Source organism: Brevibacterium sp. UCMA 11754 (assembly GCF_021532275.1).
GTDB lineage: Bacteria > Actinomycetota > Actinomycetes > Actinomycetales > Brevibacteriaceae > Brevibacterium.
In genome coordinates this window covers 411,654-432,463 of sequence record NZ_JACBOT010000021.1, presented here as the reverse complement: position 1 = coordinate 432,463, position 20,810 = coordinate 411,654, and the positions used below count along the sequence as shown (strand labels likewise).

The 20,810-nt window shown below is 65.1% G+C and carries 18 protein-coding genes and 1 tRNA gene; 16 read left to right on the top strand and 3 right to left on the bottom strand.

Features of this window, described 5'->3' with window-relative positions; genetic code table 11:
- Positions 1-13 precede the first annotated feature (13 nt).
- Positions 14-1,099, bottom strand: a complete 1,086-nt coding sequence (locus HX613_RS10955) for an NAD(P)-dependent alcohol dehydrogenase (protein WP_235345353.1) — start codon at positions 1,097-1,099, stop codon at positions 14-16.
- Between the two features lie 165 nt (positions 1,100-1,264).
- The gene (locus tag HX613_RS10950) at positions 1,265-3,040 is read right to left on the bottom strand and encodes a bifunctional 3'-5' exonuclease/DNA polymerase (protein ID WP_235345352.1); all 1,776 of its coding nucleotides are present in this window, start codon (positions 3,038-3,040) and stop codon (positions 1,265-1,267) included.
- A gap of 204 nt (positions 3,041-3,244) precedes the next feature.
- Here HX613_RS10950 and HX613_RS10945 point away from each other — a divergent pair, with 204 nt between their 5' ends.
- From HX613_RS10945 to fni, 8 genes are all read left to right on the top strand, one after another.
- Positions 3,245-3,637 (top strand): YciI family protein, encoded by a 393-nt coding sequence (locus HX613_RS10945; protein WP_235345351.1) that lies wholly within the window; start codon positions 3,245-3,247, stop codon positions 3,635-3,637.
- 34 nt (positions 3,638-3,671) lie between these two features.
- On the top strand, positions 3,672-5,018 hold the full coding sequence (locus HX613_RS10940; RefSeq protein WP_235345350.1) for an RNA polymerase sigma factor: 1,347 nt from the start codon (positions 3,672-3,674) through the stop codon (positions 5,016-5,018).
- Between the two features lie 62 nt (positions 5,019-5,080).
- Complete coding sequence (gene cmtR / locus HX613_RS10935) at positions 5,081-5,464, top strand: Cd(II)/Pb(II)-sensing metalloregulatory transcriptional regulator CmtR (protein ID WP_235345349.1); 384 nt, start codon at positions 5,081-5,083, stop codon at positions 5,462-5,464.
- On the top strand, positions 5,461-6,150 hold the full coding sequence (locus HX613_RS10930) for a cation transporter (RefSeq protein ID WP_235345348.1): 690 nt from the start codon (positions 5,461-5,463) through the stop codon (positions 6,148-6,150). The genes cmtR and HX613_RS10930 overlap by 4 nt, the downstream gene beginning before the upstream one ends.
- A 160-nt stretch (positions 6,151-6,310) precedes the next feature.
- On the top strand, positions 6,311-7,303 hold the full coding sequence (gene mvk, locus HX613_RS10925; RefSeq protein WP_235345347.1) for a mevalonate kinase: 993 nt from the start codon (positions 6,311-6,313) through the stop codon (positions 7,301-7,303).
- The gene (mvaD, locus tag HX613_RS10920) at positions 7,300-8,292 is read left to right on the top strand and encodes a diphosphomevalonate decarboxylase (RefSeq protein ID WP_235345346.1); all 993 of its coding nucleotides are present in this window, start codon (positions 7,300-7,302) and stop codon (positions 8,290-8,292) included. The genes mvk and mvaD overlap by 4 nt, the downstream gene beginning before the upstream one ends.
- Positions 8,289-9,380 (top strand): phosphomevalonate kinase, encoded by a 1,092-nt coding sequence (locus tag HX613_RS10915; RefSeq protein ID WP_235345345.1) that lies wholly within the window; start codon positions 8,289-8,291, stop codon positions 9,378-9,380. Before mvaD ends, HX613_RS10915 begins: the two co-directional genes overlap by 4 nt.
- Positions 9,370-10,455, top strand: coding sequence for a type 2 isopentenyl-diphosphate Delta-isomerase (fni, locus tag HX613_RS10910; RefSeq protein ID WP_235345344.1), 1,086 nt, complete (start codon positions 9,370-9,372; stop codon positions 10,453-10,455). Before HX613_RS10915 ends, fni begins: the two co-directional genes overlap by 11 nt.
- Positions 10,456-10,544: 89 nt before the next feature.
- Here the strand turns inward: fni and HX613_RS10905 are convergent.
- Positions 10,545-10,628: transfer RNA gene (locus HX613_RS10905), tRNA-Leu, on the bottom strand.
- Between the two features lie 68 nt (positions 10,629-10,696).
- Between HX613_RS10905 and HX613_RS10900 the strand changes: the two genes are divergently transcribed.
- The 8 genes from HX613_RS10900 to pknB all read left to right on the top strand — a co-directional run bounded on the left by HX613_RS10900 (position 10,697) and on the right by pknB (position 20,731).
- The gene (locus HX613_RS10900; protein WP_235345343.1) at positions 10,697-10,870 is read left to right on the top strand and encodes a hypothetical protein; all 174 of its coding nucleotides are present in this window, start codon (positions 10,697-10,699) and stop codon (positions 10,868-10,870) included.
- 156 nt (positions 10,871-11,026) lie between these two features.
- A complete protein-coding gene (locus HX613_RS10895) occupies positions 11,027-11,869 on the top strand; it encodes an FhaA domain-containing protein (protein ID WP_204235377.1) in 843 nt (280 codons plus the stop codon).
- On the top strand, positions 11,866-12,384 hold the full coding sequence (locus HX613_RS22665) for an FHA domain-containing protein FhaB/FipA (RefSeq protein ID WP_143922781.1): 519 nt from the start codon (positions 11,866-11,868) through the stop codon (positions 12,382-12,384). The genes HX613_RS10895 and HX613_RS22665 overlap by 4 nt, the downstream gene beginning before the upstream one ends.
- The gene (locus tag HX613_RS10885; protein WP_235345342.1) at positions 12,381-13,835 is read left to right on the top strand and encodes a PP2C family protein-serine/threonine phosphatase; all 1,455 of its coding nucleotides are present in this window, start codon (positions 12,381-12,383) and stop codon (positions 13,833-13,835) included. The genes HX613_RS22665 and HX613_RS10885 overlap by 4 nt, the downstream gene beginning before the upstream one ends.
- Positions 13,835-15,424: an FtsW/RodA/SpoVE family cell cycle protein gene (locus HX613_RS10880; protein WP_235345341.1), complete on the top strand. Its 1,590-nt coding sequence runs from the start codon at positions 13,835-13,837 to the stop codon at positions 15,422-15,424. The genes HX613_RS10885 and HX613_RS10880 overlap by 1 nt, the downstream gene beginning before the upstream one ends.
- Entirely contained in the window at positions 15,421-16,890 is a 1,470-nt protein-coding gene (locus HX613_RS10875) for a peptidoglycan D,D-transpeptidase FtsI family protein (RefSeq protein WP_235345340.1), read from the top strand. Before HX613_RS10880 ends, HX613_RS10875 begins: the two co-directional genes overlap by 4 nt.
- Positions 16,887-18,722 (top strand): protein kinase domain-containing protein, encoded by a 1,836-nt coding sequence (locus tag HX613_RS10870; RefSeq protein ID WP_235345339.1) that lies wholly within the window; start codon positions 16,887-16,889, stop codon positions 18,720-18,722. The genes HX613_RS10875 and HX613_RS10870 overlap by 4 nt, the downstream gene beginning before the upstream one ends.
- Before the next feature lie 83 nt (positions 18,723-18,805).
- On the top strand, positions 18,806-20,731 hold the full coding sequence (pknB, locus tag HX613_RS10865; RefSeq protein ID WP_235345338.1) for a Stk1 family PASTA domain-containing Ser/Thr kinase: 1,926 nt from the start codon (positions 18,806-18,808) through the stop codon (positions 20,729-20,731).
- Positions 20,732-20,810 lie beyond the last annotated feature (79 nt).

The window sequence follows — 20,810 nt, the reverse complement described above, 5'->3', positions numbered from 1 at the left end:
TTCACCTCAGCAATCAGGCGAGCGCGGTCACCTCGGCGCCCTCGAATGTTGCGGTGTCGATGACGGCACGGAAGTAGACGTCGCCGGCGACGACGCGGTCATAGGTCGCGTCCGCTTCGTCGATGCTCACGGTCTCGATTGTGGCGGCGATGTCGTGCTTCGCGCAGAAGTCGAGCATCTCCTGTGTCTCGGCGATGCCGCCGATCATCGATCCGGCCAGCACCTTGGCGCCGCCGATCACGGAGGCGAAGGACAGCTGCTGCTTCTCCGGAGGCATACCGACGACGGTCATGACTCCTCGGGGCTTGAGCAGACTCAGGTACTTGTCGACGGGAATGTCCGCGCTGATCGTATTGAGGATGAGGTCGAATTCTCCGCGGTGCTTGCTGAAGAAGTCCTCCTCTGTCGTCGCGAGCATCTGCTTCGCGCCGAGCTCGAGCGCCGCCTCCTCCTTATTCAGGGTGCGGGAGAGGACGGTGACGTCCGCGCCCATGGCGACGGCGATCTGGACGCCCATGTGGCCGAGCCCGCCGAGTCCCAGAATGGCGACCTTCTTCGGTGCTCCGTCCTTGCTCTCACCTGCGCCCCAGCGGTTGAGCGGCGCATAGGTGGTGATACCGGCGCAGAGCAGCGGGGCCGCGACGTCGAAGCCAAGAGCGTCGGGGATACGGCAGACGAAGCGCTCGTTGACGACGACCTTCTCGGCGTAGCCGCCCTGGGTGATGGTGTCGTCGACGTCGGTGGAGTTGTAGGTCCCGACCTGGCCCTTGAGGCAGTTCTGCTCCTGCCCTGCCCGGCATTCCTCACACTCTCCGCACGAGTTGACCATGCAGCCCACACCTACGCGATCGCCGACCTTCCAGTCGGTGACGTCGGAGCCGACGGCCTCGACGACGCCGGCGATCTCATGGCCGACGGTCAGGGGGAAGTGCGCCTCGCCCCATTCGTTGCGGATGGTGTGGATGTCGCTGTGGCAGATTCCGGCGGCCTTGATGTCGATGACCACGTCATCGGCCCGGGGGTCGCGGCGTTCGATGTTCGCGACCTGGAACGGCTGGTCGGGGCCGGTCTTCTGCAGTGCCTTGACGGTGAAGGTCATGGAAACTCCTCTGTGCTGTGACGACTCCGAAAGTTCTCGCGGCTCCGTGACGGGGCCGCAGATACACTACATGCAGCACCGCTTATCTGTCGGTTATTCCGGGCCCACCCGTGATCTCTGCAACAGACGCACCTTCTGGACCGTCCTGCGCCCCTTCGCCATCCTCTAGCCCTTGGCCGCCCGCTCGGAGATCGAGAGATCGAGAGGAAAGTCGACCGGTGCATTGCCGAACAGGAGCTTCCCCGCCGAGGCGGCCGCTTCCCTGATCGTCTCCGCCGCGGCTTCGGCCTGCTGGGCCGGGGCATGCACGATGACCTCATCGTGGAGGAAGAACACCAGGTGAGCCCGTCGTGAGAACACCGGTCCCGAGGCGGTTCCAGGGTTCCGGTCATCGACGGCGGGCAGCCGTGACAGCCGCAGTCTCAGGTCGGCCAGCCAGGCAAGTGCCCATTCGGCGGCGGTTCCCTGGACGACGAAGTTGCGGGTGAAGCGTCCCTGGTCACCGGCGGCACGCCGGGCACGGTTCTCGTCCTGTGAGGTGGCGTCGAACTGGTTCGCCGCCGACTGAACTCGGCGCCATCCTTCCCCTGGCATCGGGGACGTCCTGCCCAACCACGTGGACACGACCCCTCCGCGTGAACCCTCCTCGGCGGCGGAATCGACCAAGCCCATGGCGGCGGGAAAGCTCGTGCGCAGGCGGGGCACGAGTCTGCCGCTGTCACCGGTCGTGGAACCGTACATGGCGCCGAGCACGGCGATCTTCGCCTCCTGTCGGGTGCCGACGATGCCTTCGTCGACGAGGCCGGAGTACAGATCACGACCACGACCGGCCTCGGCCATGGCGGCGTCCCCGGACATGGCGGCGAGCGCCCGTGGCTCCAACTGGGCGACATCGGCCGAGATCAGCCGCCAGCCGGGGTCCGCGCGCAGGGCCGGTCGCAGCTGACGGGGAATCTGGAGAGCACCGCCGCCGCTGGCTGCCCAGCGACCGGTGACGACTCCTCCGGGCACGTAGACGGGACGGTACCGGCCCTCGGAGACCCATTCATCGAGCCAATGCCAACCGTTGGCAGTCAGCAGACGTGACTGCTTCTTGTACTGCAGCAAGGGTGCGATGGCAGGGTGTTCGCTCTGCTCGAGCTCCCATTTCGACGTCGAGGCGACATTGATTCCGGCGGCATGCAGGGAGTGGAGAAGTTTGACGTGGGAGTCGAGATTGGCCCGCGGATCGTCGAGAGCCGCCCGGACCTCCTCGGCGACGGCGAGCATCTTCGCAGGCTTCGCATCCCGCGCCGGCCGCGGACCGAGCTCCGCAGCGAGGATCCGGTCGTGTTCGGCGACGTCCCAGGGCACCCCGGCCGCCTGCATCTCCGCGGCCACGAGCCCACCGGCGGACTCCGCAGCGAGCAGCAGACGCAGCCGGCCGGGATCGGAGGCAGTCTGCAAGGCCGTGGACTGACGGGAGAATTCGGCGAGCGCAGACTCGATGTCGTGGGGGACCGTTTTGATGTGGCTGCGGCGTTCGGTGACTTCGAAGAGCGCCTCCGCCTCGGGCGCGGTCGGTGCACTCACGGGGCCCGCATCCCACTCCTGCGCAGCCACGAGAGCACTGTGATCGGTGACGAGTTCCGAGCGCATGAGTATCGCATGGGTCAGCCGCAGGTCATAGCAGCGTTCGATCTGCACCCCGGCGGCCAACAGGGCTGGATACCAATTCGGAGTGTCGCTGAAGACCCACCTCGGCCGGTCCTCTGCTTCTCGGATTCGCACGAATTCCGGCAGCTCATCCGCGCCGAGGTGGTGACGCCCGATCCGCTGCCTGGCATCGTCGAGGTCGGCGACGGCGATCATCGAACCCATACCCCGAACGCCACCAAGGGCGCGATCGGGCGCACGGCCGATCACACACCACGCAGCGGGAGCGGAATCGGGTGAGGTCATGGAACCAAACTACTGCCTGTACAGGACAGAGTGAGATCTGGCCCGGAAATCTCGTGTTCTGCGCTGTCCGAAGCCGGTGAAATCCGTTGTCGTGCAGCAACTCTCACGATAATCTTCACCTACGTGTCGAATCGGCGCGATCTCGGTCGTCTCAATGATGAGCGACCGAAACACGTCCGCTCATGAGATGAATGGAGCACGACAATGCGCTACTCACTGGTCTTCCACGCACCCGAACTTCAAGACGGCGGCCCCCAGCCCTCCCCCGAGGTCATGGAGGAGATGCAGAGACTCATGGCCGACTACGCCGACGCTCTCTATTCGGCGGGAGTCTTCATCGCCGCCGAGATGCTCGAACCGCAGCAGGCGACAACCACCGTCACCCGCCGAGGTGGCTCTGTCGTCATCGAGGACGGGCCCTTCGCCGCGACGAAGGAAGCGCTGGCCGGAGTCTTCGTCATCGACGTCGAGAGCCGAGACGCGGCCCTGGCCTGGGCAGAGAAGTTCCCCGGAACGAACTACGGGGTCGTCGAGGTGCGAGCGGCGGCAGTCTCCTATATAGAGGGACGGTGGGTACAGGCCCGAGCCGGTCAGTGATTGTCGCTGCAACGGCAGCGCTGAGGGATCTTGTATGACCGAGAATTCGGATCCAAGCGAGACGGCGATGCTCCTCTCCCAGGACGGCTGGGGGCGGATCATCGCCCTCATCGCGTCCGCCGACGGGGATCTCGCCGGCGCCGAGGATGCCCTGAGCTCGGCTCTCGAACGCGGTGTTCGCGTGTGGCGGGAACAGGGAGTCCCGGCCAATCCCGAGGGCTGGCTCTATCGGGTTGCCCTCAATGCACGACGCGATGTATGGAAATCGGCGGCGGTCCGCACCTCGGTGGTCTGGGATCCCGCGGTCCACGACGGCTCAGATGACTCGGTGCACCCTGGATCCTCAGTGCACCCTGGATCCGCAGATCCACCCGATCCGGATGCTCTTCCCGATCGTCGCCTCGGACTGCTGGGGGCGTGCGCCCATCCGGACATCGATCCGCCAACCCGACCGCTGCTCATGCTCTCTGCGGTCATGGGCATGACTGGGAAGCAGATTGCCGCGGGAATGGCGCTTCCGACCGCGACAGTCGCCGCACGATTGACCAGGGCGAAGAAGCGCATCGCTGCCTTGGGCATCGGTTTCGGCCTTCCTGATCGTTCCGATCTCGACGTTCGACTCCCCGACATCCAAGAAGCAATCTACGGTGCCTTCGCCATCGACTGGGTGCATGCGCCGGCCCAGCCGCGCGATGGCACCATCGGCGAGACCCTCTATCTCTCCCGGCTGCTGACAGAACTGTGCCCAAGGGATGGAGAATCACACGGGCTCGCAGCCCTCATCCATCTCTCCGCCGCCCGGTTCCCGGCCCGCCGCAGCAAGGACGGACTGTTCGTTCCCCTCGACGATCAGGATCCGGGCGTCTGGGATGCCGTGCTCATCGCCAGGGGCGAGGATCATCTGCGCGCAGTGCAGCGCAGCGGCGAGATCGGTCGCTTCGGCCTCCAGGCTGCGATCCAGATCCTCCACATGTCCGGTGTGCGTGGTGGAGGCACCGATTGGCCGATGCTGCTGCGCCTCCACGACGATGTGGAGCGGATGGCGCCCAGCCTCGGCGGAGCTGTATCGAGGGCCGCGGTCATTGCTGAGATCGACGGTCCGGAGGCTGGTCTGGCCGAACTCGATAGTCTTGACACCGCAGGGCCCGGGACCGACCGGGGCACAGTCGGCGGGACCTCGGTTCTCACCAGTGCTGCCGCTCCCACCGGACGCGCCGCTTCGTTCCAGCCGACGTGGGCGCTGCGCGCGCATCTGCTCACCCGTGCCGATCGAGTACGTGAGGCCCGACTCGCCTATCGCCGCGCCATCGAGCTGACCACCGACCCCGCCGAACGCGCCTATCTCGAGACCCGGTCGCTCGAGGCTCGATCAGGAAGGTGAACCAACAGGCATATACGTTCAGCCCTATCGATATAGGTCAGCGTATACTGTATGGTCAGAATATGCTGACCATTGCTTCTCGCGTCGACGTGATGAACCGTCTGGGTCGGGCCATGGCCGATTCAACCCGCTCGCGAATCCTGCTCTCGCTGTTCGACTCTCCCGGATATCCTGCGCAGCTCGCGCGCGATCTGGATCTGACCAGGACGAACGTCTCAAATCATCTGGCCTGCCTGCGCGGATGCGGAATAGTTGTGGCCGAGGCTGAGGGGCGACAGACCAGATACGAGATCGCGGATCCCCACATCAGTTCGGCCCTCAACAGTCTGCTCGACGTCACTCTCGCAGTCGACGAGAGCGCCCCCTGCCTCAACCCCTCCTGCACCGTGCCCGGCTGCTGCGATCGCGAACCTGCCGACGACCGTGGCCGTGGGGCCAAGGCGTGAGCAACACGGTTGTTCCCACTGCTCCACCGCGCGTACAGGTTCTGCGTCGACGCATCAGGATCGTCGTGGCCATCACCATCACGTGGAACGTCATCGAGGCCGTTGTGGCTCTCATCGCAGGTGGGGCAGCCTCCTCGGCGGCTCTCATCGGGTTCGGGCTCGACTCGATCGTCGAAGTCCTCTCTGCGGTAGCCGTGGCATGGCAATTCGCAGCACCCGACCCCGAGCGGAGGGAGAAGACGGCCCTGCGCGTGATCGCGGTGTCCTTCTTCGCCCTGGCAATCTACGTCAGCGTCGATGCAATCGCCTCCCTGGCCGGTTGGCGCGATCCAGAGCATTCCACCGTCGGCATCGTCATCGCCGCCCTGAGCCTTCTCGTGATGCCATTCCTCAGCTGGTTCGAACGTCGCACGGGTCGCGAACTCGGGTCCGCCTCGGCGATCGCAGATTCCAAACAGACCCTGATCTGCACGTATCTCTCTGCCGCTCTGCTCGCAGGATTGCTGCTCAACAGCACCCTCGGGTGGGCATGGGCGGACTCCCTCGCTGCTCTCGTGATCGCCGTCTTCGCCATCAGAGAGGGCATCGAGGCGTGGCGCGGGGATGCCTGCTGCGCCGCACCAGTGTCTGTGCTCACCGGCGAGCACGAGGCCGACGGCTGTGCTGGCGATCGCTGTCAGGATTGACCTCGGCAAACTGTCTCGTCTCCGAGCCCTCCGCCCGACAGCAGAATCGGAGTACGGCATAGGATGGAACCACCATGACCGAAACACAGAACCACGCCCCCTGCACGAGGCCGTCAGGGATCGACCTCGTCCGCGACGACACCCACTGACTTCGCGCCGCATGCACAATTCCTCTCCAACCGACCCGTGCGACACCTCCAGTGCGCGAGGCGCTGGGCTCGGATATCCCGCACAGGGCCACGCCCATGCAAAGGCGATACTCTTCGGCGAACACGCCGTGGTCTACGGAGCCCCTGCGCTCGCCGTCCCTCTTCACGGACTCGGGGCACAGGCCGACATTCGCCTCACCCCAGGACGGGAGACGCACATCGACAGCCAACTGTTCTCCGGCACTGCCCAAGCAGCACCACCTCAGATGGGGCCCGTGGTCGCCGGACTGTGCGCGGCCCTCGAGGCCACAGGTGATGAGACCGCCGAGGTCCAGGTCGGCATTCGCAGTGCGATTCCCCATAGTCGCGGCCTTGGTTCGAGCGCTGCAGTTGCCACCGCGATCGCACGGGCAGTGGCTGATCTCCGTGGGAAGGTCCTCGACCGTGACGCTCTCCACGCCGTCGTGGCGAGGGCAGAATCTGTTGCGCACGGTCGCCCCAGCGGAATCGACGCATGGGCCGTCGCAACTCAAGTGCCCATCAGGTTCCAAAGCGGTCGGGCCACAGCGATCGACGTCGGCAGGAGGCTGATCTTCGTGGTCGCAGACTCGGGCCAGCAAGGCTCCACCGCCGAGGCGGTCGCCGGGGTTCGCGAACTGCGCGCCGCACAGCCGAAGCACGTTGAGGCCGCGATCTCCCACCTCGGGGAACTCACGGAGGACGCGGTCGATGACGTTCGATCCGGCGACCTCGCCACGCTCGGGTCGCGGATGCTCGACGCACACAAGCTGCTCAGGAGCATCGGAGTCAGCAGCCCGGCCCTCGATGCGCTCGTCGAGGCAGCACTCGCAGCCGGAGCCCACGGCGCCAAACTCACCGGAGGCGGCCTCGGAGGCTGCGCCCTCGCTCTCGCCGACTCGGACGAACAGGCCGAACACTTGGCGCTCGCGCTTCGCACCGCCGGAGCACCGCGCACCTGGACAACGGAGGTATCCACGACATGAGAACCACAACCGCCCGCGCCTATCCGAACATCGCCCTCATCAAATACTGGGGCAAGCGCGACGAGTCCCGCATTCTCCCGGCGGCGGGCAGCCTGTCGATGACGCTCGACGCCTTCGAAACGACGACCACGGTCGTGCCGAATCCTGACGGTGATGCCGACAGCTTGGAGCTCGACGGTCAACCCGCCGACGAGGAGCAGACACGACGCACTACCGCGTTCCTCGACCACGTCCGTTCCCTCGCCGGCTCCGAGCAGCCGGTGATCGTTCGTTCGCGCAACTCCGTGCCTACTGGAGCTGGCCTCGCTTCATCTGCATCCGGGTTCGCCGCACTTGCGACTGCGGCCGCCGCTGCCTTCGAGCTCGACCTCGACACCCGCGCTCTCAGCCGGCTCGCCCGGCTCGGCTCGGGATCGGCCTGCCGCTCCGTCGTGCCCGGGGTAGCAGTGTGGCACGCGGGTGATGATCAGGCTTCGTGCGCCGAGCCCGTCGACGCACCGGACATGCGGATGGTGGTCGTCACCGTTGACCGGGGTCGAAAACCGGTGTCGAGTCGCGCAGCCATGCGCCTGACCGCCGCCACCTCTCCCTTCTACGATGCCTGGGTGAGTTCGACCGAGGAAAGCCTGTCGGAAATGATGGAGGCCTGTCGAGAAGGCGATTTCACGAGAATCGGTGAGATCACGGAGTCGCACGCGCTGAGGATGCATGCGCTCATCCAATCGACGACTCCGCCCATCCGGTTCCTCCGGCCGCTGAGCGTGGCCATCTTCGACGCGGTCGAGAAATTGCGCGAGAACGGACTCGAGGCCTACTCCACAGCAGATGCTGGGCCCAATGTCGTCGTCCTCGTACGACCCGAGAACGCCGAGGCCGTGGCAGAGGCCCTCGACGGACTCGGTGAGATCCGAATCGTCGGCCCCGGACCGGGAGCCCATCTGCTGCCCGAGGGTTCCGAGGTGCCCGCAGCGACAGAGGTGATCTCATGATCGAGACGCGTGCACCAGGCAAGCTCTTCGTCGCCGGCGAATACGCTGTCGTCGAACCCGGCCAACCGGCCGTGCTCGTCGCCGTGGACCGGTATATCACCGTCCGGCTCACCGAAAGCCGAGATGCCGGCCGCATCCACTCCAGCGAATACGGTCAGACCCCGCTGGTCTGGTTCCGCGAGGCAGACAGCCAGAGCATCGTGCTCGACCACCGGCCCGCAGACTATGTGCTCGCTGCGATCTCGGTCGTCGAAGAGCTGCGGGCAGAGATGGGGACACCGCCACGGTACTTCGACCTCGACATCTCCAGCGAGCTTGACGATGCCAGCGGACGGAAGTTCGGTCTCGGCTCCTCGGCCGCGGTGACGACTGCCGCGATCGCCGCCCTCGACGAGTTCTACACATTGGGCCTGACTCGGACCGAACGCTATAAGCTCGCTCTTCTGGCCACGATCGCCATCTCTCCCAACGCCTCGGGCGGGGATCTCGCGGCGAGCACCTTCGGAGGGTGGATCCGCTACTCCTCACCCGACCGCGCGGCCCTGAAGCTTCACCGCGAAGTCCACGGAGTCGCCTCGGCGCTGCACTGCAGCGAATGGCTTGGGTCAGGGGTCACCCGCATCAGCCCACCCGAATCCCTGCATCTGCTTGTCGGCTGGACCGGTTCCCCGGCCTCGACGGACCATCTCGTCAAGCGCGTGCACACCCCGGGCAGGGAGAAGGCGCGCCCCTTCGAGTCGTTCACCGACGAGAGCCGGCTCGGGGTCAATGCACTCGTCGCCGCCTTCGACGAGGATGATGCGATCGGCGCCCTCGACCGCATCCGGCAGACACGCCGACTGCTGCAGCGACTCGGCGAGTCCTCCGGCAGCCAGATCGAGACCGAACAGCTGGCCGCGCTGTGCGATATCGCCGAAACCTACGGTGCCGCGGCCAAACCCTCGGGCGCCGGCGGAGGAGACTGCGGCATCGCCCTCTCCGACGCCGAACTGCCCACGATCGACATCCTCCGCGAGTGGGAGCGCCACGGCATCCGCCGACTCAGCCTGACCCCGCACCGACCCGAAGGCAGCATTGATGACTTCTGAGAGCCCCCAGGCCCGTTCCGCCCGCGCGACACGCAAGGACGATCACGTCCGGCTGGCCTCCGAGCAGCAGTCCGAAGCGCCGCGGCGCACCGATTTCGACGATCTCGAGTTCGTCCACCATGCCCTCGGCGGGACGAACCCGGAACGGGTCGACCTCAGCGTCCGCCTCGGCGAGTGGACCTGGCCGACGCCCTTCTATGTCAATGGCATGACCGGAGGCACCGACACGACGGCGGCGATCAACCGCAACCTTGCGATCGCGGCCGCCGAGACCGGGCTGCCGATGGCCTGCGGTTCGATGAGCGTGGCTCTCGACGATTCGGACGCGGCGAAGGGCTTCACGATCATCCGCGAGGAGAACCCGAACGGCTTCGTCATGGCCAACCTCGGTGCCGGTCGCAGCGCCGAGGATGCCCGCCGTGCCGTCGACCTGCTGCAGGCCGACGCCCTTCAGATCCATATCAACCCGGTGCAGGAGACCGCGATGTCCGAGGGCACCCGCGACTTCTCCGAATGGGCACACGGGCTCGAACAGATCGTCGCATCCTGCCCCGTGCCGGTCATCGTCAAGGAGGTCGGTTTCGGGCTCAGCCGTCGCACGCTGGAGCTGCTGGCCTCGATCGACGTGCGCTTCGCCGATGTCAGCGGCGCCGGCGGCACGGACTTCCTCCGTATCGAGAACGACCGCGCCGGCGCCGAGGACTTCTCCATGCTCACCGGGTTCGGCCAATCCGCCCTGACCTGCCTGCTCGATTCCCCCGTCCAGGGGCCCGTGCTCCTCGCCTCCGGCGGGGTGCGCAACCCCTATGACGTCGTCAAGGCCCTTGCCTGCGGTGCGCGGGCCGTCGGGGTTGCCGGCACGTTCCTGCAGGCCGTGCTCGATGGAGGCGCGGACCGTCTCGTTGAAGTGGTGAACACGTGGCAGTCTCAGACCAGGGCGCTATTCGCCCTGCTCGGAGCCGAGACGGCAGAAGACCTCACCCGCACAGACCTGCTCACACGGGGCCGCCTCGGCGAATTCTGCCGTCTGCGCGGAATCAACGTCGAGGAACTGTCCCGACGCTCGGGGAGCTGACCCCGGCCCAGGCCTCCAAACGCTCCCACACACGAAACAGCCCTCCACCTCGGCCCCGAAGGGCCCCGGTGAAGGGCTGTTGTTCACTGTGCGCGAGGGGGGACTTGAACCCCCACGACCTTGCGATCACTGGCACCTGAAGCCAGCGCGTCTACCAATTCCGCCACTCGCGCGAACAAGAGAAAACTCTAGCATCGCGACCCCGAAGAATGAAACCGAGGTCAGCCGAAACGCCCGAAACGTGTCGACGTTCACATTCACTGCCTGTCGGTCTCGCGTCTGGGGTGACGCACGCCTCATCTCCCATGACATCGGCGCTCGTCAGAAGCTCAAGGAGTACTCAGCGACAACCCCTAAGCTGGACGACCGCCGGGAATCCGAGCAGACCTCGGCCCCGAAATACCCAGTGACGTGAGTTGAGAGCTTCACCGCGTTAGGATTGGGTGTTGGTGTCTCCGTCTCGGTGTCCTTTTCCGAGCGTGGACTCACCTAGACAGACTCGCTCGGACGCACAGTCCGGGCTGGTGGCGAAACGTTCGTCACGCGCACGACACCTGGATGAGGAGGTGCCATGGGGATTCTCGATCGTTTCGAGAAGGGATTGGAGAATGTCGTCAACGGCGCCTTCGCCAAAGCGTTCCGCTCACAGGTGGAACCGGTCGAACTGGCCGGCTCGCTGCGACGCGAAGCCGATAACAAGGCCGCAGTCGTCTCGCGCGGACGGACACTGACCGCCAACCACTACAGCATCGAGCTGTCACCCACAGATTTCGACCGGCTCTCGGGCCTCGAGAACGAACTCCGCTCGGACCTGCGACAGGTGATCGGTGATCACGCGGTCGAGCAGGCCTACAGCTTCGTCGGTCCCGTCTCCGTCGAATTCGTCGAAGCAGAAGACCTCGACACCGGAATGTACCGTGTCGTCTCAAGCACCCAGCGTCCCGACGGATCGCCCGCGGCCCAGCCGGCCAACCGCGGCGGCTACGATCCCGTGTCCCGCTCACACAACATCGTGGGTGAAGGACAGGCCAACTCCGGTTCCCGTCCGGTCCCGCCCAGGCGCACCCCGGAACCCACACCGGCGCCAGTGCGCCAGGCCGCACCGTCCAGGTCACGCACGATCGATGCGAGCGTGACCATCCACGGCCAGGACTACGCACTGCACCAGGGCACGAACGTCTTCGGACGGTCCTCATCCAGCTCCGACTACGTCATCGACGACCCCGGCGTCTCCCGCCGACACTTCGAGATCACCGTCGAGCGCGATCACGCGGTCGCCAACGACCTCGGATCGACCAACGGAACACTTCTGCGCGGCCGCAAGCTCACCTCGGCGAACCTCTCCGACGGTGATGTCCTCATGGCCGGAGATGCAGAGGTGCGCTACCACGAGATCGAACAGGACGCCCAGTGAGCGAATTCACCGTCACCGTCTTCCGGTTCGCCTTCTTCATCATCCTCTGGCTCTTCGTCCTCGGAGTGGCCGGTGTCCTCAGGCGCGACATCTTCGGTGCCAAAAAGGCCCCCAGGAAGTCTCGCCGAGGTGGCAGGGCCTCCCGTAACGCAGCACCGAGTCCGGCACCGAGCAGACCAGCACCGGTCCCCGCGCCGACGCCTGCTCCCGCGAGGTCTCAAGCGCATCCGGGATCTGTCCGCGTCACCGGTGGGCCCTTGACCGGGACCTTGATCACTCTCTCCGGGGCGCCGGTGACCTTCGGGCGTGCACCGGACAACTCGATCGTCATCAATGACGATTTCGCCTCCAGCCATCATGCGCGAATCGTGGCCGCCAACGGCTCTTGGGTCCTGGAGGACCTGGGCTCGACGAACGGGACGATCGTCGACGGCTCGCCCATGCATTCGCCCATCAGTCTGCGGATCGGCACCCAGATCACCATCGGCCATACGACGCTGGAGACCCAATCGTGACGACCGACGGTACGATCACCCTCCGTTCAGCAGCCCGGTCTCACACCGGGCTGGTGCGTAAGAACAACCAGGATTCCGGCTATGCGGGTCCGAATTTCTTACTCATCGCTGACGGAATGGGCGGTCACGCAGGCGGAGACGTCGCCTCGGCGATCACCGTCTCCCGCCTCGCCGACCTCGATCGCGAACCCAGCGGCGAAGACGCTCTGGAGATCCTGCGCACCTCGATCCTCGAGGCCAATGACCGCATCTGCCGCGGTGTCGCCGAACAGCCCGAGCTCGCCGGCATGGGCACCACGGTCACCGCTCTGCTGAGGGCACCGGGCAACCGGTTCGCACTCGCCCACATCGGCGACTCCCGCGGCTACGTGCTGCGCGACGGTGAACTTCAGACCGTCACCCACGACCACACCTTCGTCCAGATGCTCGTCGACGAAGGCCGCATCACCGCTGACGAGGCGGAGACCCACCCGCAGCGATCGGTCGTCATGAAGGTCCTCGGCGACGTCGGAGCCTCGCCCGATCTCGACCTCACCCTGCGCGAAGCCCACGTCGGCGACCGCTGGATGCTGTGCTCGGACGGGCTGACCGGCTTCGCGGACATCGATGACATCGCCCGTATCCTCGCCGAGGTCTCCGATCCCGACGAATGCTGCCGTCAGCTCATCGACCTGGCCCTGGCAGGGGGCGGCGCCGACAACGTCACCGTCGTCATCGGCGACGTGCTCGAGGGCACCGTCGACACCGTGCACGGCAGCTCCGTCGGTTCCGTCCACCTCAACCCGAAGTACGCCACGATCGGCATGAACCCCGACGTCGACGAAGCCAGCGCGGAGACACAGCCCCACTACGGCAACGGCGACACCCCCACCGACACCGTTCCCCTGCAGGCGGTGTCCGACTCCGATAAGCAGGAGCCCACCGCCGAGGTGGTCCCACCCTCCCAGCGCACCGACACGGAGACGTCCGACAGGGACGAACCCACCGAGGAGGATGACCTCGACGCTGACGACGACGAGGTCGAAAAGCGGTCCTACCTGGGTTGGATCATCGCTGCCATCGTCATCGTCGCGATCGCCGTAGGCGGATTCTTCGCCTACAACTACATGAACAACCACTACTACCTGACGAATCTCGACGGGAAAGTCACCCTCTACCGGGGACTCGACACCACCTTGGGACCCATCGAACTCAGCCAGCTCGAGGACACCACCGACATCGAGGTCGGCACCCTCAACAGCTTCTCGCAGGATCGTCTGCGCGGCTCCATCCAGGCTGACTCCCGCGACGAGGCCGATCGCATCATCGAGAACCTGCGTCAGGAAGCCGACAAGTCCGGCACTGTCTCGGGTAATGCCGAAGACACCGCGAGCCCCAGCGATCCCGCACCGTCACCACCGAGTTCCCAAGCGGTCGATCCCAGTGATGCCATCACTGAGGAGTCACAGTAATGTCCGCGAACCCCAACCAAGGCGCGCGGCCACGGCCTTATCGCTTGGCTGAACTCGGCCTCCTCATCCTCGCAATCGCCGTATCCACGAGCGCCTATGCCCTCGTGGGACTCGGCACCGAGGACACGATCCCCGCCAATGTCTACCAGTACGCGGCATGGTTGGCCGCACTCGGCCTCATCATCCACATCGTCGTGTGGTGGAAGGCCAAGTACGCCGACCCTGTTCTCGTCCCGATCGCGGTTCTGCTCAACGGCCTGGGCCTGGCGATGATCTACCGGGTCGACCTGGGCCGCCCCGAGTTCCAGAACAGTGGAATGACGCAGTTGATCTGGATGACGCTGGGTGTGGGACTGGCCGTCGCCGTTCTCGTTTTCCTCAAGGACCATCGGACGCTGCGGCGCTACACCTATATCGCCGGACTCACAGGACTGATCCTGCTCCTGCTCCCGCTGGTCCCCGGACTCGGCACCGAGCACTACGGGGCGCGCATCTGGATCAAGGTTCCATTCTTCGGATCGTTCCAGCCAGGCGAAGCCTCGAAAATCCTGCTGACGATATTCTTCGCTGGATATCTGGTTACTTATCGCGATCAACTGGTCCTCGCCGGCCCCAAGTTCCTCGGAATCAGGTGGCCACGACTTCGCGACCTCGGGCCGATAGTGGCCGCGTGGATCGCCAGTGTGGGCGTCCTCGTGTTCGAGCGAGATCTCGGCACTTCGCTGCTCTTCTTCGGGCTCTTCGTCGCAATGCTTTACACCGCGACGGCAAAGAGGGCCTGGATTCTGCTCGGCCTGGGCTTCTTCGCCCTGGGAGCAGTATTCGCAAGTCTATATTTCACGCACGTTCAGCAGCGTCTCGAGGGCTGGCTCAGCGCTCTGGACCCTGAGGTCTATAACAAGGAAGCCGGCGGGTCGTATCAGCTCGTTCAGGGCCTGTTCGGCATGTCCAATGGAGGGCTCTTCGGCACAGGTCTTGGCGAAGGTCGACCGAACATGGTGCCATTCGCCGAATCCGACTTCATCTACGCCAGCCTCGGCGAAGAACTGGGCATGGCGGGACTCTTCGTCATCCTGCTCTGCTACCTGTTCATCTTCCAGCGCGGCATCAAGACCGCCCAGCAGCTGCGCGACGGTTTCGGCACCCTGCTGGCCACGGGCTTGAGCTTCACGATCGCCCTGCAGGTCTTCGTCGTCGTCGGCGGCGTCACCCGCCTCATTCCGCTCACGGGTCTGACCACGCCGTTCCTCGCCCAAGGCGGGTCGTCTCTGATCGCAAACTGGATGATCATCGCGCTGCTCCTGCGCATCTCCGACAATGCCAGGCGACCGGTGGAGGAGTTCCACACCGGTGTCCTCAAGATCACGGAGGATCCCGACGACGCCACCGCCTCGGCGCGGGCGACTGGGAATCGCAATGACACGAGACGTGTCGAGGGAGCACGCGAACACGCGACTGGCCGTCTCGCCACGGATCGCGCCACCAGCGACGATGCGCCGACGACCAACTTCGGCGCCGCCGATCTCGAGACAGACCGGTCCGTTGAGGACCCGACGACGAATCTGGGCACTACCGGAGGTGAACGATGAAGAAGCCACTGAAACACATCAGCATCGTCGGGTTCGTCATGTTCGCGCTCCTGTTCAGCTCCACCAGCTGGGTTCAGTTCGTGACCGCCGACTCACTGAACAACAATGCGCTCAACAACCGGAAGGTCCTCGACCAGCTGGCTCGCGACCGGGGTCCGATCCTCGTCGACGGCAAGAAGATCGCCTACTCGGAACCAGTCGACGACAAATACAAGTTCCAGCGCAAGTACGGCTCGGAGGGCCTCGACCCCCGTGCATACGCCTCCATGACCGGGTACTACTCCATTGTCTCGGGAGCTTCAGGCATGGAGCGTGCCTCCGGCGAGTACCTCTCCGGCGACTCCGACGCTCTGTTCTACGACAAGGTCGGCAGCCTGGTCACAGGTGAGCAGCCCCGCGGTGCGGCCGTGGAGCTGAGCATCGATCCGAAGGTGCAGAAGGCCGCATGGGACGGACTGGGCAACCAGAATGGTGCAGCGGTCGCACTCGATCCGAAGACCGGCAAGGTCCTCGCAATGGCCTCGACACCTGGCTGGGATCCCAACCCCATCGCCAGTCATGACTCCTCGACAGCACAGTCCGCCTTCGAGACTCTCAACAACGCTGAGGACAAGCCCGCCTATAATCGCGCCATCGGCGGCAACCTGTACCCGCCGGGCTCGACGTTCAAGGTCCTCGTGGCTGCGGCCGCACTGGAATCGGGCGATTACAAGCCGGATTCGACACTGAACGGTCCGGCAGAGCTCGACCTGCCCCAGACCACCTCCACGATCGGCAACTCCCATCCGGGCGCCTGCCGCAACGGCGGAAGCCCGTCCCTGGCCGATTCGCTCGCCGAGTCCTGCAACACCTCATTCGCCTCACTCGGAATGGATCTGGGCGAGGATGCGATCAAGGAACAGGCGGAGAAGTTCGGATTCGGCCAGGAGATGGAGATTCCGCTCAACGTCAGTGCGTCCACGTTCCCGAAGGACCTCAATCCACCCCAGTTGGCTCAGTCCTCGCTGGGACAGTACGAGGTCAGGTCCACGCCGATGCAGATGGCGATGATGACGGCGGGAATCGCCAACGGCGGCAAGATGATGAAGCCGCAGCTCGTCGACCGGGTTCTGAACGCGAGCACCCTCGAACCCATCAAGGAGATGCGCCCTGCGCAGATGTCGCGGCCCGTTTCGGGTAAGACCGCCGATCAGCTGACCACGATGATGGAAGGCGTGGTCGAGAACGGAACCGCCTCGGTGGCCAAGATGAACGGCACGAAGGTCGCCGCGAAGACCGGTACCGCACAGCACGGACCCGGTGCGGCCCCGCACGCGTGGTTCATATCATTCGCCCCAGCCGATGATCCGAAGATCGCAGTCGCGGTCGTCGTGGAGAACGGCGGAAACGCGGGCAACGAAGCTTATGGAGCGACGGTCGCAGGACCGATCGCCAAGGACATGATGGAAGCGGTGGTCGAAGAATGAGACCCGTCGAAGGCACCCTGTTGGGAAACCGATACAAACTCACCTCTCGCATCGCCGTGGGCGGTATGGGCGAGGTCTGGAAGGGCGTCGACTCCGTGCTCGGCCGTGAGATTGCGGCGAAGATCCTCAAGGACGAATACCTTTCGGATACGACCTTCCTCGCGCGGTTCCGCGCCGAGGCACAGAACATGGGACGGGCATCGGACCCCGGAATCGCCGGTGTCTTCGACTACGGCGACGAGCAGGGATCCCCCTATCTCGTCATGGAGTACGTGCCAGGTGAGGCACTGTCGGCGATCATCGAGCGCAGCGCACCCCTGTCGGAGACGGACACTCTGAGCATCGTCTCCCAGTCCGCGCAGGCGCTGGGGGCGGCCCACAAGGTCGGAGTCATCCACCGCGACATCAAACCCGGCAACATCCTCATGACCCCGGACTTCCGGGTCAAGATCACGGACTTCGGCATCGCCCGCGTCACCGACCAGGCCCCGCTGACGAAGACCGGCCAGGTGATGGGCACCGCCCAGTACCTGGCACCGGAGCAGGCCACCGGCAAGGGTTCGGGGTCCGGCTCCGACCTCTACGCTCTGGGCATCATCGCCTATGAGGCACTGGCCGGGCAGCGTCCGTTCACCGGTGACTCGCAGGTCGCGATCGCCATCGCCCAGGTCAACCAGCAGCATCCGCCGCTGCCGGACACGGTGTCCGAGCCATTGCGCCGCTTCGTCGACTGCCTGCTTGAGAAGAAGCCCGAACGCAGGCCCTCCGATGCCATGGCCGTATCCCGGGCCGCCGATGCGCTGGCCGCAGGCGATGTCGCAGCTGCCGAAGAGATTCTGCCGCAGATGCGACTGGGCAGCGCCGCCTCCGATGCACTGACCCAGGTCTTCAACAGCCCCGAACCCGTGCCGACGACCAAGGCGATGCCGGTCACGGCGTCCAACGAGGAGACTCGTGTCTACCCGGGTGCAGGTGTTGCTGGTGCCGGTGCAGCGGGCGCCGGGGCTGCGAACGGCAGCGAACTCGACGCGGAGAACGCAGAGGACAGGGAACTCGACGAGAAGCAGTCGAAGAAGGGCCGCGCCCTCATCTGGATCCTCGCGATCGTCGCACTCATCGCCGTCGGTTCGCTGCTGTGGTTCTTCCTCGGAGGAGGCAACGCCGAGCCCGAGCCGGACCCCAGCACCAGCGCTCCCACGACTTCGCAGGCAGCGAAGACGATCGAAATCGACAAGAGCGATTACATCGGACTGACCGAATCCTCGGCGACTCAGAACCTCGAACGACAGGGGGTGGAAGCCGAGACCCAGACCATCGAGTCCTCCCGCGCAGCGGGCACGGTCGCCGATGTGGGTGAGGGCGACAACGGCTACACCTTCGAAGAGGGCGACACCGTCACGCTCTACATCTCCTCTGGCCCGGCCGAAGAGCCGGTGGAGACGGAGGAACCTGAACCTTCGAGCACTCCCACACCGTCGGAGACCAGCGACGACGAGGGTTCGGGATCGAGCAGCAACGACGACGGGGGCTCCTCGAGCAACGAGAGCAGCAACTCGAACGACACCGGCTCGTCGAATTCCGACAGTGCTTCGAACAGTGATTCGAGCAGCGATTCCGAGGGCAGCGATTCGAGCAGCACCGACAATGGAACTGACACCGACTCGGGCTCGAGCAGCGATCCGAACGGCGGCCAGAACGGCAATGACAACAGCGGTTCGAACTCGAACAGCGGGTCCACCAGCTCCGACGACGGCGGCGGAAACCCGTCCGGAGGCGGCGGCAACGAAGATCCCAGTGCCGGCGCGAACTTGGACGAGTCGATCTTTGGCTGACACCATGCGCTGAGAAGACGAGTAATCTACTTGACATGCGGAGTACTTTCCCACGACGTGGGTGAACCAAGCGGAGGACCAGAATGAATGAACCCAAGGTGCTGTCGGGGCGGTACGAGGTTCGTGCGCTCCTCGGCCGTGGGGGCATGGCAGAAGTGCACGAGGGCGTCGACAACCGGCTCGGCCGGCGCGTCGCGATCAAACTTCTGCGGTCCGATCTCGCTCGCGATCCCTCGTTCCACACGCGTCTCAAGCGTGAGGCTCAGTCCGCGGCAGGGCTGAACCATCCGGGCATCGTCGCTGTCTACGACTCGGGCGAAGAGGACTTCGTGGAGACCGGAGGCTCCAGCGTCTCCGTGCCCTTCATCGTCATGGAGTATGTCGAAGGCCAGACCCTGCGCGAAGTCCTCAACGAACACGGCACCCTGACCATCGACGAGGCGCTCAACGTCGTCGCCGGTGTACTCGCCCCACTCGAGTACTCCCACCGCAACGGAATCGTCCACCGCGATATCAAGCCAGCCAACGTCATGCTCACCCCCGAGGGTGACATCAAGGTCATGGACTTCGGCATCGCCCGCGCTCTCAAGGACAACAGCGGGCTGACCCAGTCCCAGTCGGTCGTGGGCACCGCCCAGTACCTGTCCCCCGAGCAGGCCCGCGGTGAGGTCGTCGACGCCCGTTCCGACCTGTATTCGACGGCCTGCCTACTCTATGAACTCCTCGTCGGCCGCCCCCCGTTCGTCGGAGATTCGCAGCTGGCAGTCGCCTACCAGCACGTGGGAGAGACGCCGAAGCCGCCGAGCTTCTACAATCCGAATGTTCCCCCTGAGGTCGACCGCCTCCTCATGCATGCGCTGCTGAAGGATCGTGACGAGCGTTACCAGGACGCCTACATCTTCCGTGAGGATGTCCTCGCGGCCCGTGACGGTCGTCCCCTGAGCTTCGACGACGACATGGATCGCACCCAGGCGTTCCCGATGGCTGGGGCCATGATGGGTCCCCCGCAGTATGCTCAAGACGCCGAGGTGGAGCCCGAGACGGGTGCCGTGTCGACGATTATGTCCAAGCAGGACGAACAACCACCACCGCCGAGGCGGTCCCGCGCCTGGATCTGGATCGGCAGCATCTTCGTGCTGTTGGCTCTGGCCGCGGTGGCGCTGTGGGTCTATGAGATCAACAAGCCCGAGCCGATCGTCCAGGTCGAGGTCACAGACGTGGCCAACTTGAACGCCGATGAGGCCGAGTCCGCCCTCATCCAACAGGGCCTGAGAGTCGACCGGGACGAGTCCTACAGCGAGGACGTCGACGAAGGCAAGGCCATCAAGACCGATCCCGCCGGCGGTCAGCGGGTGAACAAGGACAGCGTCGTGAAACTGGTCATCTCCTCCGGCCCCGAAAGCGTCAAAGTCCCCGATGTCTCCGGTAAATCTGAGGAAAGTGCCCGCAAGATCCTCAACGACGCCAAGCTCCAGGCAGGCACGCACATCTCCCAGAACTCTCCGGACGTGGAGAAGGGTGTCGTCATCGAGACGAAGCCCGGCAACGGCTCCGAGGTAGATGTGGACTCGAACGTCGACCTCGTCGTGTCCTCGGGAATGGTCGAGGTCCCCGATGTGACGGGCAAGTCCGCGAAGGAAGCGTGCGAGATTCTCGAAGGCGACGACTATCAGCTGGGGTGCAAGACCGAAGAGGTCGAGACCGCAGACGAACCGGCGAAGAAGGTCTTCGAACAGTCATCGGCTGGCGGCAGCGAGGTCAAGCAGGGCACGGAGATCACGGTCAAGGTGGCCAAGAAGCCGCCGGAGGAGCCATCGTCGCCGAGCATTCCATCCATACCCGGCGGGGTCCCCACCTCGCCGTCTGACGACGGCGGCAGTGACGACAGCGGCGATGACACCGGTGCCGAGAAAGACAAGGACAGTGACTCGGACGCCGAGGCCATCGGCGGAGGCGGAGGCAACTGGTTCGACGGCTTCTCCGACACAGGTGCCGACGGCAACCGCTGAGTGAGTCCGACCAGACCGCAGGTCTGACACGCCGAAGGTCTGAAACGGCTGGGGCCGCCATCGAGAAGTCTCGGTGGCG